Source organism: Neglectibacter timonensis (assembly GCF_900048895.1).
Lineage (GTDB): Bacteria > Bacillota > Clostridia > Oscillospirales > Acutalibacteraceae > Acutalibacter > Acutalibacter timonensis.
In genome coordinates this window covers 58026-75605 of record NZ_LT160634.1, presented here as the reverse complement: position 1 = coordinate 75605, position 17580 = coordinate 58026, and the positions used below count along the sequence as shown (strand labels likewise).

At 52.7% G+C, this 17580-nt stretch carries 9 protein-coding genes, 4 tRNA genes and 2 rRNA genes; 6 read left to right on the top strand and 9 right to left on the bottom strand.

Features of this window, described 5'->3' with window-relative positions; all coding sequences use genetic code 11:
* Window positions 1-105: 105 nt before the first annotated feature.
* The 9 genes from BN3911_RS00670 to BN3911_RS00630 all read right to left on the bottom strand — a co-directional run bounded on the left by BN3911_RS00670 (window position 106) and on the right by BN3911_RS00630 (window position 10781).
* A 23S ribosomal RNA gene (locus BN3911_RS00670) occupies window positions 106-2942 on the bottom strand.
* 309 nt (window positions 2943-3251) lie between these two features.
* Window positions 3252-3328 (bottom strand) — tRNA-Ile (locus BN3911_RS00665).
* Between the two features lie 124 nt (window positions 3329-3452).
* Window positions 3453-3528 (bottom strand) — tRNA-Ala (locus tag BN3911_RS00660).
* Between the two features lie 146 nt (window positions 3529-3674).
* A 16S ribosomal RNA gene (locus BN3911_RS00655) occupies window positions 3675-5214 on the bottom strand.
* Together the 16S and 23S rRNA genes with 2 tRNA genes alongside form the textbook arrangement of a ribosomal RNA operon.
* A 662-nt stretch (window positions 5215-5876) precedes the next feature.
* A complete protein-coding gene (locus BN3911_RS00650) occupies window positions 5877-7091 on the bottom strand; it encodes a metallophosphoesterase (protein WP_066859934.1) in 1215 nt (404 codons plus the stop codon).
* The gene (locus tag BN3911_RS00645) at window positions 7073-8929 is read right to left on the bottom strand and encodes a DUF975 family protein (RefSeq protein WP_242871046.1); all 1857 of its coding nucleotides are present in this window, start codon (window positions 8927-8929) and stop codon (window positions 7073-7075) included. The genes BN3911_RS00650 and BN3911_RS00645 overlap by 19 nt, the downstream gene beginning before the upstream one ends.
* A 107-nt stretch (window positions 8930-9036) precedes the next feature.
* Window positions 9037-9113: transfer RNA gene (locus BN3911_RS00640), tRNA-Arg, on the bottom strand.
* Window positions 9114-9248: 135 nt separating this feature from the next.
* Window positions 9249-9686 (bottom strand): helix-turn-helix transcriptional regulator, encoded by a 438-nt coding sequence (locus BN3911_RS00635; protein ID WP_066859931.1) that lies wholly within the window; start codon window positions 9684-9686, stop codon window positions 9249-9251.
* Between the two features lie 1021 nt (window positions 9687-10707).
* Window positions 10708-10781 (bottom strand) — tRNA-Gly (locus BN3911_RS00630).
* A 215-nt stretch (window positions 10782-10996) separates the two neighbouring features.
* On the opposite strand from BN3911_RS00630, the gene BN3911_RS00625 reads away from it, so the two are divergent.
* From BN3911_RS00625 to BN3911_RS00600, 6 genes are all read left to right on the top strand, one after another.
* Window positions 10997-12040, top strand: a complete 1044-nt coding sequence (locus BN3911_RS00625; protein WP_066859927.1) for an alcohol dehydrogenase — start codon at window positions 10997-10999, stop codon at window positions 12038-12040.
* Window positions 12041-12077: 37 nt separating this feature from the next.
* Window positions 12078-13247 (top strand): glycerate kinase family protein, encoded by a 1170-nt coding sequence (locus BN3911_RS00620; RefSeq protein ID WP_066859963.1) that lies wholly within the window; start codon window positions 12078-12080, stop codon window positions 13245-13247.
* Entirely contained in the window at window positions 13247-14134 is an 888-nt protein-coding gene (locus BN3911_RS00615) for a DUF4365 domain-containing protein (RefSeq protein WP_066859924.1), read from the top strand. Before BN3911_RS00620 ends, BN3911_RS00615 begins: the two co-directional genes overlap by 1 nt.
* Window positions 14135-14260: 126 nt before the next feature.
* A complete protein-coding gene (locus BN3911_RS00610) occupies window positions 14261-15019 on the top strand; it encodes a nucleoside/nucleotide kinase family protein (RefSeq protein ID WP_066859921.1) in 759 nt (252 codons plus the stop codon).
* Between the two features lie 191 nt (window positions 15020-15210).
* Window positions 15211-16758, top strand: a complete 1548-nt coding sequence (locus BN3911_RS00605) for a DUF1538 domain-containing protein (RefSeq protein WP_338086380.1) — start codon at window positions 15211-15213, stop codon at window positions 16756-16758.
* Between the two features lie 110 nt (window positions 16759-16868).
* Window positions 16869-17549: a P-II family nitrogen regulator gene (locus tag BN3911_RS00600; RefSeq protein ID WP_066859918.1), complete on the top strand. Its 681-nt coding sequence runs from the start codon at window positions 16869-16871 to the stop codon at window positions 17547-17549.
* Window positions 17550-17580: the final 31 nt, after the last annotated feature.

Sequence of the window (17580 nt, the reverse complement as noted above, 5' to 3'; positions counted from 1 at the left end):
AGAATACCCTAAAAACTGAATAAAGGAAGAAGCGAGAAAGAGATCGAAGTGGGGAGACAAAATCAGAAGAAAATGTCTCAAAGAAGCCTGACCTAAAAGAAAGCTATGGTCAAGCCCTCGGCCTATTAGTACTGCCAAGCTGAACATGTTACCATGCTTACACACGCAGCCTATCAACCTTGTAGTCTACAAGGGGCCTTACTAGCTTACGCTATGGGATATCTAATCTTGGAGGCGGCTTCACGCTTAGATGCTTTCAGCGTTTATCCGTTCCACATATAGCTGCCCAGCTATGCCACTGGCGTGACAACTGGTGCGCCAGAGATGTGTCCATCCCGGTCCTCTCGTACTAAGGACAGCTCTCCTCAAATATCCTGCGCCCACGACAGATAGGGACCGAACTGTCTCACGACGTTCTGAACCCAGCTCGCGTACCACTTTAATCGGCGAACAGCCGAACCCTTGGGACCGAATACAGCCCCAGGATGTGATGAGCCGACATCGAGGTGCCAAACCTCCCCGTCGATGTGAACTCTTGGGGGAGATCAGCCTGTTATCCCCAGGGTAGCTTTTATCCGTTGAGCGACGGCAATTCCACTCTCATACCGCCGGATCACTAACTCCAACTTTCGTTACTGCTCGGACCGTCATCCTCGCAGTTAGGCCCGCTTATGCGTTTACACTCTAAAGCACGGTTTCCATCCGTGCTGAGCGGACCTTTGAGCGCCTCCGTTACTCTTTTGGAGGCGACCGCCCCAGTCAAACTGCCCACCTAACAATGTCCCCCGGCCGGATTCACGGCCGCAGGTTAGAATTCCAACAATCTAAGGGTGGTATCCCAAGGTTGACTCCACACAAGCTAGCGCCCGTGCTTCCTAGTCTCCCACCTATCCTGTACATAAATTATCGAAACCCAATATTAAGCTGCAGTAAAGCTCCATGGGGTCTTTCCGTCTTGTCGCGGGTAACCGGCATCTTCACCGGTACTACAATTTCGCCGGGCGGGTAATTGAGACAGTGCCCAGATCGTTACACCATTCGTGCGGGTCGGAACTTACCCGACAAGGAATTTCGCTACCTTAGGACCGTTATAGTTACGGCCGCCGTTTACTGGGGCTTCGATTCAATGCTTGCACATCTCCTCTTAACCTTCCAGCACCGGGCAGGTGTCAGCTCCTATACTTCATCTTTCGATTTAGCAGAAACCTGTGTTTTTGATAAACAGTCGCCTGGGCCTATTCTCTGCGGCCACATCGCTGTGGCATCCCTTCTTCCGAAGTTACGGGATCAATTTGCCGAGTTCCTTAACTACCCTTCTCCCGTTGGCCTTAGAATCCTCTTCCTATCTACCTGTGTCGGTTTGCGGTACGGGCGCCTAAGATATACACAAGGCTTTTCTCGCCCTCGTCTAAGCATACTTCCCTACTTGATTTCGGTCCCTTTCGCCCGGGGCAACCATCGCCCGGGTTATGCTCTTTCAAGGTGTCCCCTTGCTTAAATCTTTTGGCGGCTACGGAATTTCCACCGTATGTGCATCGGCTACGCCTCTCGGCCTCACCTTAGCTCCCGGCTAACTTGGAGCGGACGAACCTTCCTCCAAAAACCTTAGACTTTCGGCCAATATGATTCTCACATATTTCTCGCTACTCATTCCGGCATTCTCACTCGTATGAAGTCCACCAGCGCTTCCGCTCTGACTTCACCCCTCATACGACGCTCTCCTACCACCCATACTTGCGTATGAATCCCAAGCTTCGGTATACACTTTAGCCCCGTTAAATTTTCGGCGCAGGGTCACTCGACCAGTGAGCTATTACGCACTCTTTTAATGAGTGGCTGCTTCTAAGCCAACATCCTGGTTGTCTGTGCAACCCCACATCCTTTTCCACTTAAGTGTACTTAGGGACCTTAGCTGTGGGTCTGGGCTGTTTCCCTTTCGACAATGAAACTTATCTCACACTGTCTGACTCCCGTACATCAATTATCCGGCATTCTGAGTTTGATAGGCTTCGGTACCCTCTCGGGCCCTAGGCCATTCAGTGCTTTACCTCCGGTAATCTAATACGAGGCTAGTCCTAAAACTATTTCGGAGAGAACCAGCTATCTCCGGGTTCGATTGGAATTTCTCCGCTACCCACACCTCATCCGCTACCATTTCAACGGGAGTCGGTTCGGTCCTCCATGGAGTTTTACCTCCACTTCAACCTGGACATGGGTAGGTCACCCGGTTTCGGGTCGAATACATCTGACTTTATGCGCCCTATTCAGACTCGCTCTCGCTTCGGCTCCGGACCTTAAGTCCTTAACCTTGCCAGATGCATTCACTCGCCGGACCATTCTACAAAAGGTACCCGATCACCCATTGACGGGCTCTCGGTGCTTGTAAGCACAAGGTTTCAGGTTCTTTTTCACTCCCCTCCCGGGGTTCTTTTCACCTTTCCTTCACAGTACTTTACACTATCGGTCACTGGGTAGTATTTAGGCTTGGAGGGTGGTCCCCCCATCTTCCCACCGGGTTTCACGTGTCCGGCGGTACTCTGGATTCAGCTAGCTCAGTTCCTCTTTCGCATACGTGACTCTCACACTGTTTCGTCGGCCTTCCCATGCCGTTCTGCTAGATTCCCTGATACTTGTTGCTGTCCTAACCCCGGGGATATTACTACCCCCGGTTTGGCCTCTTCCGCGTTCGCTCGCCACTACTAGCGGAATCTCGGTTGATTTCTCTTCCTCGCCCTACTTAGATGTTTCAGTTCAGGCGGTTCCCCTCATACACCTATGGATTCAGTGTATGATGTCTGGACATGACTCCAGACGGATTGCTCCATTCGGATATCTACGGATCGATGCCTACTTACGGCTCCCCGTAGCTTTTCGCAGTTAGTCGCGTCCTTCTTCGGCTCCCAGTGCCAAGGCATTCCCCTTGCGCTCTTTGTAGCTTGACCATGTGATTCTTTCTTTTGAGTAGCTAAATCTTTCGCATTTCTTTGAATAGACTTAACTTTGCAGAAAAGGCGTCTCTTCCCTTCCTGCTTCTTCGCTTCTTTGAAATTGTAGTCATTTACCTTTAACCAGATCTTTCGACCAAATTAAATCTAAATAACATTCTCGATTTCTTATCTGCTTCGCTTTATTCAGTTTTCAAGGTACTCTTCTTGGGCTTAAGAACCGAGTCACTCTCTGCCTTTTGGCTTATACTTCGTATAAGCTTCCGACACTGCTTCTCTTTTCTTAATCCCCGCACCTCTCGGTGCTGGTGGGCTTAAGTGGACTCGAACCACCGACCTCACGCTTATCAGGCGTGCGCTCTAACCGGCTGAGCTATAAGCCCATTTCTTGGTTTGAGAGGTGGTTTCTACCACTCTGCCCTTTTCCTGCCTCCGACTTGTCAACAATACGGGCGCAATGCCAATTTCTCAACCTTGCTCCCTATCGCAGCTTGCCTTCCGCAGGTCTGGTGGAGATGAACGGGTTCGAACCGATGACCCCCTGCTTGCAAAGCAGGTGCTCTCCCAGCTGAGCTACACCCCCATATTCTTTTCAGAAAAGAAGTGTTCCCTTTCTCTCCTGAGGTTCCCTTTCAGGACCCTCAAAATTAAACAACGATTAGATTTCTAAGACTCGTCCTGACCTTGGATGTTAAAAGGCTGACTTCCGTCTCCTTTTGGTCTCCATAGAAAGGAGGTGATCCAGCCGCACCTTCCGATACGGCTACCTTGTTACGACTTCACCCCAGTCGCCAATCCTACCTTCGGCAGCGTCCCCCTTGCGGTTAGACTACTGACTTCGGGTATTACCGGCTCCCATGGTGTGACGGGCGGTGTGTACAAGGCCCGGGAACGTATTCACCGCGGCATGCTGATCCGCGATTACTAGCAATTCCAACTTCACGCAGGCGGGTTTCAGCCTACGATCCGAACTGAGACCATTTTTAGGGTTTTGCTCCACCTCGCGGGCTTGCTTCCCTCTGTTAATGGCCATTGTAGTACGTGTGAGGCCCAGGTCATAAGGGGCATGATGATTTGACGTCGTCCCCACCTTCCTCCGTTTTGTCAACGGCAGTCCTGCTAGAGTGCTCTTGCGTAGCAACTAACAGTAAGGGTTGCGCTCGTTGCGGGACTTAACCCAACATCTCACGACACGAGCTGACGACAACCATGCACCACCTGTCTCAACTTTCCCCGAAGGGCACCTAATGCATCTCTGCTTCGTTAGTTGGATGTCAAGACCTGGTAAGGTTCTTCGCGTTGCTTCGAATTAATCCACATACTCCACTGCTTGTGCGGGCCCCCGTCAATTCCTTTGAGTTTCAACCTTGCGGTCGTACTCCCCAGGTGGATTACTTATTGTGTTAACTCCGGCACGGAGGGGGTCAGACCCCCCACACCTAGTAATCATCGTTTACGGCATGGACTACCAGGGTATCTAATCCTGTTTGCTACCCATGCTTTCGTGCCTCAGCGTCAGTTAAAGCCCAGTAGGCCGCCTTCGCCACTGGTGTTCCTCCCGATCTCTACGCATTTCACCGCTACACCGGGAATTCCGCCTACCTCTACTTCACTCAAGCTCTACAGTTTCAAAAGCAGTTCATGGGTTAAGCCCATGGATTTCACTTCTGACTTGCAGAGCCGCCTACGCACCCTTTACACCCAGTAAATCCGGACAACGCTCGCTCCCTACGTATTACCGCGGCTGCTGGCACGTAGTTAGCCGGAGCTTCCTCCTCTGCTACCGTCACTATCTTCACAGAGGACAGAGGTTTACAATCCGAAAACCGTCTTCCCTCACGCGGCGTTGCTGGTTCAGGGTTTCCCCCATTGACCAATATCCCTCACTGCTGCCTCCCGTAGGAGTCTGGGCCGTGTCTCAGTCCCAATGTGGCCGTTCAACCTCTCAGTCCGGCTACCGATCGTCGACTTGGTGGGCCGTTACCCCGCCAACTATCTAATCGGACGCGAGTCCATCTTTCAGCGGATTGCTCCTTTGACCGCCGCTCCATGTGAAGCTGTGGTCTCATGCGGTATTAGCGTCCGTTTCCAGACGTTATCCCCCTCTGAAAGGCAGGTTACTCACGCGTTACTCACCCGTCCGCCACTAAGATAAACAAGAAATTCTTACAGCAAGCTGTCTCCCTTTCAGCGTCTATCTCCGTTCGACTTGCATGTGTTAGGCACGCCGCCAGCGTTCGTCCTGAGCCAGGATCAAACTCTCTAAAATATGGTATCTAAAACCCTCTCGGGTCTCAAATCATCTTTAGAGCTTTTGTAGCTCATTTGACGTCTCTGACGTCTGTCACAGATTTTAGGTTCTGTTTCCTTTGTTCTCCCTCGAGTTCCCTCAAGGAATTACGGGTCCTATCTTTCTTCTCGTTGTTTAATTTTCAAGGTCCTCTGCTCTCTCGAAATCCAGCTTCTATGCGGCTTCAAGCTCTCTCGAGCTCCCTTCCGCTTCCGCCCTCTCTCTCGAGCGCTTGACTATAATATCAAATCCTTATCCTTTTGTCAACTACTTTTTCTCCTTTTTTTTGCTTTATTTTCTTTTTCTTCTCCTTTTCCTATATCTTGGGGGCATCTTCTGCTTTTGTACATAGGAAGATACACTTAGTTCTATAATTACGAAATGCAGCGACAGTCTGCCAATCTGTACCATCCGCGGTGTGGAATGATACAGCCGCCCTCCGAAGGCAACAAAGCGCAGTCCGGCATCTTGGATTACCGGGCTGCGTTCTGCTTTTACCTCCTCCTTGCTAAATTCAATTGACCGCCGGCCCTGTCGGCTGCGGACAAGCCGCTGCGGTTCTTTAATTTTTCCGACCAGTCCGCTCCATCGCTTTCAGGCTCCGTCCGTACAATTTTGGTACCACACGTTTGGACGAGATATTATTTCTGGGGAGGGCTTCCGGAAAAGTTCACGTTCACGATGCAGATTTCCGGCACTGTGGCCACCCGCATATTGGGGCCGAACAGACCTACGCCGGAGGTGACAATATTGTGCATACCATCCTTTTGCATGTATCCGCAGGCATTTTCCCAAAACAGCCTGATAAGCAGGTTTCCAGGGAATACCTGCCCATTGTGTGTGTGACCGCAAAGGTCCAGATCTACCCCGGCGTCGGCCAGCTCCTGCAGCTCTCGGGGCTCGTGGTCCAACACCACAATGGTTTTTTCGGCGTCCAGCCCTGCCGTGAGTTCCGCGGGAGTCTTCCGGACCTCGACCCCTCTTCCGGGGCGTTCCTGATCCGGTCTGCCATACAGGTAGAAGCTGCCGTCGATAAGCTCCCACTCCTCTTTCAACAGGCGGATGCCCGCACGTTCCAGGAAGGAGTCCATCCGCGGATCACTCTCCTTTTTCTCACCCGCACGGTCAAAGGTAAAGCCCGCCAAAATTTTTTCCGATACGTCGTGATTGCCGTAACAGGCATAGACGCCGTACTTGCTTTGGATTCCCTGCAGGATGGAGATCAGGGCTTCGGGATCATCCATGGCCTCGTAGTCGTTATCGAAGACATCTCCGGCAATGACCACCAGGTCTGGAGATTCCCGGTTGATTTTCTCCACCATCTGCCTCATCTGCGTCTTTCCCACGCTATATCCCAGGTGGAGGTCGGCAGCCAGCACAATTTTCAGAGAGCTCAGCTTTCCTCCGTCTTTGGGGATGGAGACCTGATAAGGCGTGGTGCGGATGATGGCTGCGTTCACCATCCCATAACCGCTGATTCCTGCAATAAGAACCAGTCCCAGGACTCCGGCCAGCATCCGGTTCCGGCGGAGATGGACACTTTGGGGAGTCCTCTTCCGGAAATGTTTCCAAAGAACCCGCACCAAGTCAAAAACCGCCACCACTATGGCCATGTAAAGAACAATTCCCAGCCAATAATTGCCAATATACTCCATTATCCGTCGGATTCCCGTACCGGCAGGAAGCAGGAAGGCTATTCCCGGAGAAGCGCCGAAAAAGATCCACAACACAATCACCAGGATTTTCACACCTTTCCCTGTAAACCGCAGAGAACAGACAGACAGCCATTTCAGGGACCAACGAGCCAAATAGACCAGGAGCAACGCGTACACCGGAATCAGACAGACCGCCGCCACAGTGCCGCCTCCCTACCACCCACAACGGGCTGTTCTGAAAAAAGAGCCGTAGGAAGGGCGGCTGCGGAGGAAGCTGCCTGCACCTCTGTGATACCTTTCCCCGCGTTTGGCACCTTGGACGAATACGCCTGATCCCCCAAGAAGCACAGCACCAGAGTCAGGCATACAGGGATCAACACTTTCCGGGGAATGCGCCGGATAAAGTCGTCCAACATGGGCGCCAGGAGATAGACTACCAGAACACCCCCCAGGCCGAACACCAAAAGCCCCTCTCCGCAGATGCGGCCGTTCAGGTTGATAAAATAGCCGCTGTAATCCCACCAGCGCTGGCCGTTGTGGGTCAACTCCGTAAAATAGGAGGTAAAGTATTCCACCAATCCGCACAGCACCACGGCGCTGACAAACTCCAGTGCGGGCCTGCTGCGCAGACGGTTGAGCAGAACCAGAATAAGTATGCTGCCCGCGCCGTAAATGGGCAGCCAGGGGCCGTGAAGCATCCCACGATTAACCAGCTCGTGTTCCGCCACCAGATGAAGCATGACCTCCCATATCCAGCCCACAAATGAGAGCAGGAAAAACATGAGAAGCAGGGACCAGATGGAATAGTGCCGCAGGTAATGGGACGTTTCCACGCGGGGACGCTTCTCCGTTTCCGGCAGTGGAAACAGCCGCTCCGGATAGGCTTTCCCCTCCAACGCCTCTTTCCGGGAACGAATCAATAACTGGTCTGCCTGGCTCTTTTCATAGGCCTGCTCTTTCGGGGAATCTGAGAATAAAATGCCGAAATTCCGAGCCATAAAACCCCGGAACCCAGTGAGTTCCGGCATATCCTCCACAGGCTGCCCCATCAACTCCAGCACATCGGCATAGGCGGATTCCGCCACAGTACGTTCAGGCTTTTCAAAGAGATAGCGGTCGTTGAGAAGCTCCGTGCCCGGCAGCCGGATGTTCAGGCTCTTTTCCCGCAGACCGGCATAGTATTCGCTAAACGAGGCCACGCGATAGGGGTTAGAGTAGCAAATTGCGGTAAGCCCAAAGGTCAGTACCCCCAGGGCCTCCCAGCCCAGAAACGTCAGTTCAAACACAAAACACTCCCATTTATGACCGTGCATCATCTTACGGGAAAGCGTGATGGCCTCTCGTGCCTTGACATCGGAGTTTTCCGCCGCGATGTAGGGCACCAAGATATAAGAATAGTGTTTGATGATGCCGCCCACAATGGTCAGAGACCACAGAAATTGAAGCACTGCGGTCACGAACATGGTCCAGGATACCTTTGCCCAGCGTTTGACCCGAAAGAAAAACAGGAATCTCTGGGCGGGCACCTTTTCGTAAACGCGTCCCTCCAAAAAAATTCTGCGGGAAACGGCTGCGTACATATTCTGTACGAAGAACCATACCGCAAATACGCCCAGGAAAGCCAGACCTGTCAAAATCCCCAAAGCCACGCTGCGGGAACCCAGCAGGGAGTTCAGCGCTGAAAACGCCGTGACAAGGAACGAGCCCGAGGTCGCTGCGTCCACCAGATAGGCGAACACCCCCCGGCTGGTTCCAAAAATAGGATTTTCATTTTCTGCGTTTTTTTGAGGCGTCTTTTCAGCCTGTTCTCCCAGATCCACGATTAAGTCCACCAAGCTTTCATCCTGAAGCAGGCTTCTCCCGGGAGCAGCCGCCTTGGATTCCGGGGTAAGATCCTCGCTGGAATAGGACGTGAGCGCCCCCAGGGATCCGGAAAACTCCCCGCCCAAAAATGCACCGATCAGGCAGGCGGCTACAAAAATCAAATAATGTTTTTTCAGCCGCGTTTTAGCACGCCGTTTCATCTCTTTTCTCGTCAACCTCGTTCTCCTCTCCAAACTATAAAATGTTCTCCTAGCTTACCACAGCCAAAATAAAACGCACCCCACAGAGTGAGGTGCGAGACTTATAAGCGGCAACTCGCCGCTGGCGCGCTTGACTGGATTCGAACCAGCGGCCTTCAGAGTCGGAGTCTGACGCTCTATCCAACTGGGCTACAAGCGCATGAAAATCCGCAACCACGCGGACCATTTATAAGGATAAACCCGCAACATGCGGTTTATCAACGATATTTAATATACCACACTGAGAGGAAACATTTAGTCACAATTTGTCGAATATTTCCTCGCAATAACCGCCTTACGCTTTTTTGGCATCCGCCTCAGCCAGCCTCTTCTTCAGCGTATCCACAACACTGGCTGCGGTAATTCTGTCGTCGGAACGCAGAAGGGCAATCAGTGTTTTTTCATCAGGCTTCAGATCGCCTACCGTCTGGGGATTCGCAGAGACAGCCTTGCGGGGCCGCTGTTTATTGGTATCCCAGGCAGGATCCTGAAAAACTGGAAGCTTTCCTTCTTCTGGAAAAAACACCTCGATAGAAACCCCAAAAATATGGGCAATTTTATTGAGAGTTCTCACATCAGGCGTGGTTTTCCCCGTCTCGTAATACGTATAAGTTGAACGGTTGAGATTGAGAATGTCTGCAATGTTCTGCTGAGAAAAATCCGCCCGCACTCTGAGGCACCGAAGCGTCTCCGCAATATAGTTATATTCCTCATTTTGATTTAACTTTTTCACACAACTTCCTCCCAACCCAAAACAGAAAAGCCACAATAACTCTATTCAACTAAAAATAAGAGCTATTCTTTTCTGTGCTCACTTTCTTCACGTGGCAAGCAACATTATATAGCCTAATTGACAAAAAAACCATAGCAACGACACATTTTTTAATATATCGTCTTTCTTCTTCACAATTTGATAATCCCAGCAACATAGTGCGCAAAGTTCACTGTTGATTTATTATTCCTTCTTCATTGTCTTTGGTTCGCCCCCCGCATTTCTGCCGTTATATCAGCCTCGGTCTGTCCAGCATCAAAAGTATAGCCTCAACACTGCACAAAGTTTCAAGCCAACCTATTTTGTTGTTTTCTATTGTAACACAGGCGATTTCCTTTTTCATTGGTAATATCTGGATATCTACATCTGACGGTTAATGTATTGAAACAGGAATGATTTTGATTTTCCAATTGCTTCTTCCAGACAAAAAAAGAACAGCCTTTGGCTGTTCTTTTGGAGCGGGCGAAGGAGCCTCGCTGACGCTTGGGTCCGGTGCTCGACCTGCGCGCTTGTTTGGTTTTCTTCCTCGCACTATCCCCACGCCCTAAAAACGCGCCACTGGCGCCTTTTCTTCACGGGCTTTCGATTCCCTTCGCCCTATAAAAAAAGAACAGCCCTTGGCTGCTCTTTTGGAGCGGGCGAAGGAGCCTCGCTGACGCTTGGGTCCGGTGCTCGACCTGCGCGCTTGTTTGGTTTTCTTCCTCGCACTATCCCCACGCCCTAAAAACGCGCCACTGGCGCCTTTTCTTCACGGGCTTTCGATTCCCTTCGCCCTATAAAAAAAGAACAGCCCTTGGCTGTTCTTTTGGAGCGGGCGAAGGAACCTCGCTGATGCTTGGGCCCGGTGCTCGCCCTGCGCGCTTGTTTGGTTTTCTTCCTCGCACTATCCCCACGCCCTAAAAACGCGCCACTGGCGCCTTTTCTTCACGGGCTTTCGATTCCCTTCGCCCTATAAAAAAAGAACAGCTCTTGGCTGCTCTTTTGGAGCGGGCGAAGGGAATCGAACCCTCGTATTCAGCTTGGGAAGCTGATGTTCTGCCATTGAACTACGCCCGCAAATTTTTCAGTTTTCATTATTATACCGTCTCATTTTTTAAAAGTCAAGCCTTCCGGCCTTCAAATCAGCGGAAATCAATTTTCAAAACTCTGATGCTGTGGTAAAATAATTCTATTGAAAACGAGGGACTGGGAACCGTCCTCGTTCTTCGCCGGCTGCAGGATCCATTTTTCGGCGTCCTGCCCAATCCCACACGCTGGAAGGAGGCCACAACATGTTGGCTTATACCTATGTAGAACCGGGGATTTTTGAACTTCAAAACAAACCAAAGCCCGTTTTGCTGGACAGCAGGGACGCCATTGTCCGGGTGACACTTTCCAGCATTTGTACCAGCGACCTACACATCAAACACGGCTCCGTTCCAAAAGCAGTTCCGGGAATCACGATAGGCCACGAAATGGTGGGCGTTGTGGAAAAAATTGGCTCCTCCGTCTCCTCTGTCCTTCCCGGAGACCGGGTAACGGTAAACGTGGAAACCTTCTGCGGAAACTGCTTTTTTTGCAGACACGGCTGGGTGAATAACTGCACGGATCCGAACGGAGGCTGGGCGCTGGGCTGCCGGATCGACGGCGGACAGGCGGAATACGTCCGTGTTCCTTATGCCGATCAGGGACTGAACCGTATTCCAGACAGCGTCACCGATGAACAGGCCCTGTTCGTAGGCGACATTCTTGCCACTGGCTATTGGGCCGCCCAGATCTCTGAAATCAAGCCCGAAGACACCGTCTTGCTGATTGGCGCAGGCCCTACAGGAATCTGCACCCTGCAATGCGTGCTGCTTCGGTCGCCCCGGCAGGTGATCGTCTGTGAAAAAGATCCGCGGCGCCTGCAGTTTATACGGCAGCATTATCCGCAGATTCTCGCAGCAGAACCGGAACACCTTCCGGAAGTTCTCCGGCAGCGCTGTCCCTATGGCGGAGCGGACGTAGTTCTCGAAGCAGCAGGCAGCCAAGATTCCTTCCGTATGGCGTGGCAGTATGCCCGGCCCAACGCTGTGGTTACAGTGGTCGCCCTCTATGATGAGCCGCAAATTCTGCCGCTTCCGGAAATGTATGGCAAAAACCTCATCTTTAAAACAGGCGGAGTAGACGGCTGCAATTGTGCTGAAACGCTGAGGCTGATCGAAAACGGTAAAATCGATACCACGCCTCTTATCACACACACCTATCCTCTGGGGAAAATCGCCGCAGCATACGAACTGTTCGAAAACCGCCGTGACGGCGTCATCAAGGTTGCCATACAGACTGCTTTGTCATAAAACCGGCTCCGTGCTGGAAATGAATGGAGAACAGAAGATGAAAAAGATAATCTTGATTCCCGATTCCTTCAAGGGCACCATGAGTTCTGAAACTGTATGCCGCATCATGTCCGGCGTTTTACAGGCGCATTTCCCCGATGCAGAGCTCGTCAGTATTCCCGTAGCCGACGGAGGAGAGGGCAGCGTAGACTGCTTTCTTTGTGCTCTTGGCGGCAAAAAGAAGTACGTCCAGGTACATGGAGTTTTCGGAGAGCCCATGCAGTCCTGCTACGGCGTTCTGCCAGGAGGGAAGACCGCCGTGGTGGAACTGGCGGCATGCGCCGGGCTTCCTCTGGCTAAGGACAGGCTGAACCCTGGAAAAGCTACCACTTACGGCGTGGGCGAGCTGCTGCTTGCCGCAGCAGAGGACGGTGTGGAGCAGATTATTCTGGGGCTTGGAGGCAGCGCTACCAACGACGGCGGCTGCGGGGCCGCCGCTGCCGCAGGAGTGGTCTTTCGGAACAAGGACGGCAGGAGTTTTGTCCCCACCGGGGATACCCTCGCCGAGATCGACCGTATCGACTGTTCGGGCCTGAATCCTCTTCTCCGCAAGCTCTCTATCACCGCCATGTGCGACGTGGACAGTCCCCCCTTCGGGGAGACGGGGGCGGCTTATATTTTCGCCCCGCAAAAGGGTGCGGATAGGGAAGCCGTCATCCGTCTGGATCAGGGCCTGCGGCATTTGTGCAAAAAAATAGCAGAAGAGCTTGGTACAGACGTTTCCGGACTGCCGGGCGGCGGCGCGGCTGGCGGGGCGGGCGCTGGTATGCACGCCTTTTTCCACGCCCAGCTGAAGCCTGGCATCGAGACTATTCTGGATTTGACAAACTTTGATTTCTGTCTGACCGGCACAGACCTGGTCTTGACCGGAGAAGGGCAGATAGACGGGCAGAGCCTGCGCGGCAAGGTGGTAGCAGGGGTTGCCAGACGGGCGGCAAAACAGCAAATCCCCGTTGTGGCGGTTGTGGGTTCCATCGCAGACGGCGCAGAAGAGATCTACGAACAAGGCGTAACCGCAATGTTCAGTATCAATACCAAAGCGATGGATTTCAGCCAATCCCGGTGGGAAAGCGAAAAAAACCTGAAAATTACAATGGAGAACCTTTCCAGGCTGCTTTCCGCCGGATTCCAGCACACCGGGAGAACCGCGAAAGGAAAGGAACGCTGATGGAGCAGAACCGGTCAACTACCGCGAGAGCGGGTCTTTACGCGGTGGGAAGCATTGTGAGCGAAGAACTCCGCTGGATTTTCCGGGAGCAGCCGGTGGAAGACTACGGCATCGACGCGCACATTGAAATCTGTGAGGAAGGAAAGCCCACCGGCCGCCTGCTGGCGGCCCAGATCAAAAGCGGAAAAAGCTGGTTTGAAAGACGGACCGAAGAAGGCTTTGTCTATACAGGATCTCTGCGGCATCTGGACTACTGGACCTCCTACTCTGTCCCCGTCATCCTGATCCTGTATCACCCGGAGGAAAAACGGGCCTATTGGGCGCCGGTAGAATCCCGCAGGATCCACCGAAATAGCAGAGGCTGGAATATGGCGGTGCCTTTCAGCTCGGTCTTGGACCGTTTTGCCGGAGAAGCGCTGCGGGAGCTTGCTGTGCCTCACCGCAGAAAATGGAAAAATTTTCGGGGAATGCTTACAGACTTTCCTCGGGATCAGATTTCCTCTTTTGGGGAGGACCGTATTTTAAATTTTCTAAGTCTGGCTGAAAATTCACTGGACATCGCCGTCCCTTTTCTGGACGAAGCCTTTCTCTGGATTTTGAAATCCCTGTCTTTTCGGGTTTCCATCCGCCTGCTTACCGGTTCCGGTTCTGGCAGGGCAGTGACAGAAGAATGCCTTGGAAAGAATGGAATGGAAATGAGAGTTCTGCCTGCTCTTCACGAAAAGGCCGTCATCCTGGACAGAACATATACCGCTTACGGCTCCGCCTGCCTGACTAAAACCGCATGGAGGGACGCCCGGGAGCTACTGTTCCCCGACGACGATCCTCAAATTGCCGCCCTGCGCCTTAGGCAGTTTGAACGCGCCTGGGATATCGCCGCGCCCTGAGGGCAAGGGCACCCAGCGGCAAGTCGGGATTTTGTCCTGTTCCACCCGCTGAACAAGATGGAACGAGAGCGTTTAATGGAGGCCGCCCGTCAACAGAAGTCTCGCTCATAACGAAAGGAGTCTGCCATGTCTGCAAAAACCTGGAATTCTTACAGCTTTTCCATCAACGGCTTTCCCGTACAGGCGCGTTTCGCCCAGGAAGATATTCACGGTCTTTTTGTCCCGCTCCTCCGCAGGCTCGCCCTTTTGCAAAGGGAAAAAGGAGAACGGCTTATCGTATTCCTGGCCGCGCCCCCCGCTGCCGGAAAATCCACATTGGCGGCCTACCTCTCCCTCTTGTCCCGGGAGCTTCCGGACTGCCTGCCCATGCAGGCGTTGGGTCTTGACGGCTTTCATTTTCACCAGGACTACATCTTAACCCACAACGTGCGGCAGAAGGACGGCCATATCTTGCCCATGAGGCAGGTGAAAGGCAGCCCGGAAACCTACGATCTGGTCCATTTTGCTGAAAAGCTTGCCGCTTTGGGCAGGGAGGACCCCCTGTGGCCCGTCTACGACCGCCGCCTCCACGACGTGGTGGAAGAACAGCTGCCCGTCACGGACCCTATTGTGCTGATTGAAGGCAACTGGCTGCTGCTCCGTGAAAAAGGCTGGGCAGAGCTCTCCCACAGCGCAGACCTCACCCTTTTTCTCCGGGCCAGGGAAAACCTGCTGCGGGAACGCCTGCTCCGCCGAAAGATGCAGGGCGGTCTTTCCCGAGAAGAGGCCGAAGCATTTTACCGGACCGGCGACGGAGTGAACATCCGCCGCTGCCTTGAGGAAAGCGGTCCGGCCGACCTGGCCTTACTTCTGCAGGAGGACGGCAGCTTTTCCTGTACGGAATAACCGGAGTCAGTCTTTCAATTCTATAATATCTAAAACAAAATACTTATTCGTTCAAATTTTATTTACTTTTCAACACCACGCCTTTTATGCTATAATAGGAATACCCGGGAAAGATCCGTCTTGGGAAGTGAGAATTCTTCCAAAGAGTATCTTCCATACGTACCGCAATTGTGCTTAGAAAGAGGTGTTTCGTGAGTAAATCAAAATTTCGCCAACTGAAACAAAATCGGACCATATTAACGGAAAAGCTCAAAGAATCCCTGTCCTCCGTACTGCCGGTCACAGGGATAGTTTTTCTGCTGTGCTTTTCCGTTTCTCCCGTTCCCAACGGCCTGTTGATGGGCTTTGTATTGGGCGCGCTGATGCTGATCCTGGGCATGGGTCTTTTTACTCTGGGTACCGACATGGCCATGACCCCCATCGGCACTCACGTAGGCTCTGCCGTCACCAAATCACGAAGTATCTGGCTGGTGGTGCTGGTAAGCTTTCTGGTGGGTATTTTTATCACCATGTCCGAACCGGATCTCCAGGTTCTGGCCGAACAGGTTCCCGGCATCCCCAACATGACGCTGATCGTCGCCGTGGCTGTAGGAGTGGGTGTTTTCCTTGTGGTTGCCATGCTGCGTATGCTGTTCCGTATCAAGCTCTCCTACCTGCTGATCGGCGTATATGCTCTTGTCTTCCTGCTGGCACAGTTTGTTCCCAGGGAATTTCTTTCGGTGGCCTTTGATTCCGGCGGCGTCACTACCGGCCCCATGACCGTGCCGTTTATCATGGCTCTGGGCGTGGGCGTTGCGGCGATCCGAAGCGACAGCGATGCGGAAAACGACAGCTTTGGCCTGGTGGCCCTGTGCTCTGTGGGCCCGATTCTCGCCGTTCTGATTCTCGGGATTGCCTACCGGGCAGGGACCGGCGAATATATTCCCGTCGCTATTCCGGAAATCTCTGATTCCAAAGAGCTCTCCCAAATGTTCCTCTCTTCCCTGCCAAAATACATAAAGGAAGTGGGGATTGCTCTCTGTCCGATTCTCGCCTTCTTCCTGCTGTTCCAATTCACCCGGCTCCATCTGAAAAAAGGCGAGCTGATCAAGATTTGTGTAGGCTTGGCCTACACCTATGCCGGCCTTGTTTTATTCTTGACCGGCGTAAATGTGGGCTTCATGCCGGTGGGCAATTATATCGGCGAGTTGATAGGGAGTCTGCCGTACAATTGGATCATCATCCCAATCGGCATGGTAATCGGCTACTTTATTGTTGCAGCGGAACCCGCGGTCCATGTGCTGAACCGGCAGGTTTTCACCATCACTGCGGGGGCCATCCCCAAAAAGGCACTGTCAACCAGTCTCTCTATCGGCGTCTCCGTTTCGGTAGGGCTTGCCATGCTGCGTATTGTAACCGGACTGCCTATCCTCTATCTGCTGATTCCGGGATACCTTGCCGCCGCTGTTCTCACCTTCTTCTCCCCGCCGCTGTTCACCGCCATTGCCTTTGACTCCGGCGGTGTGGCTTCCGGACCCATGACCGCCACCTTCTTACTTCCCCTCGCCATGGGTACCTGCAGCGGCGTGGGCGGGAATGTAGTGGTGGACGCCTTCGGCGTAGTGGCTATGGTGGCCATGACTCCCTTGATTGCCATACAGGTTTTGGGGGTATATTACAAACAGAAATCCAAAGAGGCAGAGGAGACAGACGCTGTCAGCCCATCTGACCCTGAGGATGACGATATCATCACGTTTTGACGAGAGACGGAAACAAGCTTTCGGAAACAGATGCAGGATATCACTATTTGGCTGTGCAAAATAAAACTGCAAAATCCGCGGACCAGCGTGGGAAAGGTATGGTCACAACAATGGGTAACATGTACTATTTGATAACAATTGCCAAGCGGGAATACGGCGAGGATTTCATTGAGTTTTTCTATGAAAGCGGGGTTCATTCCCTGACTGCCGCGCTGTGCGAGGGCACAGCGCAAAAGAAAACCCTGGATCTGCTGGGCATTGAAAAGACGGAGAAGATCATGCTCTCCGCTGTGGTTCCGGGCTCTCTGGCAGCAAGGCTGCTGCGCGGCCAGATGCGCACCATGCAGATTGACGTGCCGGGCAATGGGATTTCCTTTACCATTCCCCTGCAGTGCGCGGCGAACTCGCTCAGCCTGCAATATCTGACGCAGGGTCAAAAAACAGAACAAAATGAGGTGATGGAAATGGAAGAAAACCGCTTTTCTTTGATCGTTGTGATTGCCCAAAAAGGGTATACTGAACTGGTGATGGAGGCCGCACGCAGCGCGAACGCCGGCGGAGGCACCATTATTCACGCCAAGGGGATCGGCGAAAAAAACGCCGCGCCCTTCTTTGGCATGTCGATCGCCTCCGAACAGGAGCTGATCTACATTGTCTCCAGACAGAGGGATGAAAAAAACATCATGCATGCCATAATGGAAAAGGCAGGTTCCAAACAGGACCGGGTGGTGGCGGCTTTCTCCCTGCCAGTTAACCAGGTGGTGGGACTGCGCAGTCTTCTGGATGACTGAATTTTCCCAGGAGCGGACAAGCCAGAGGCAT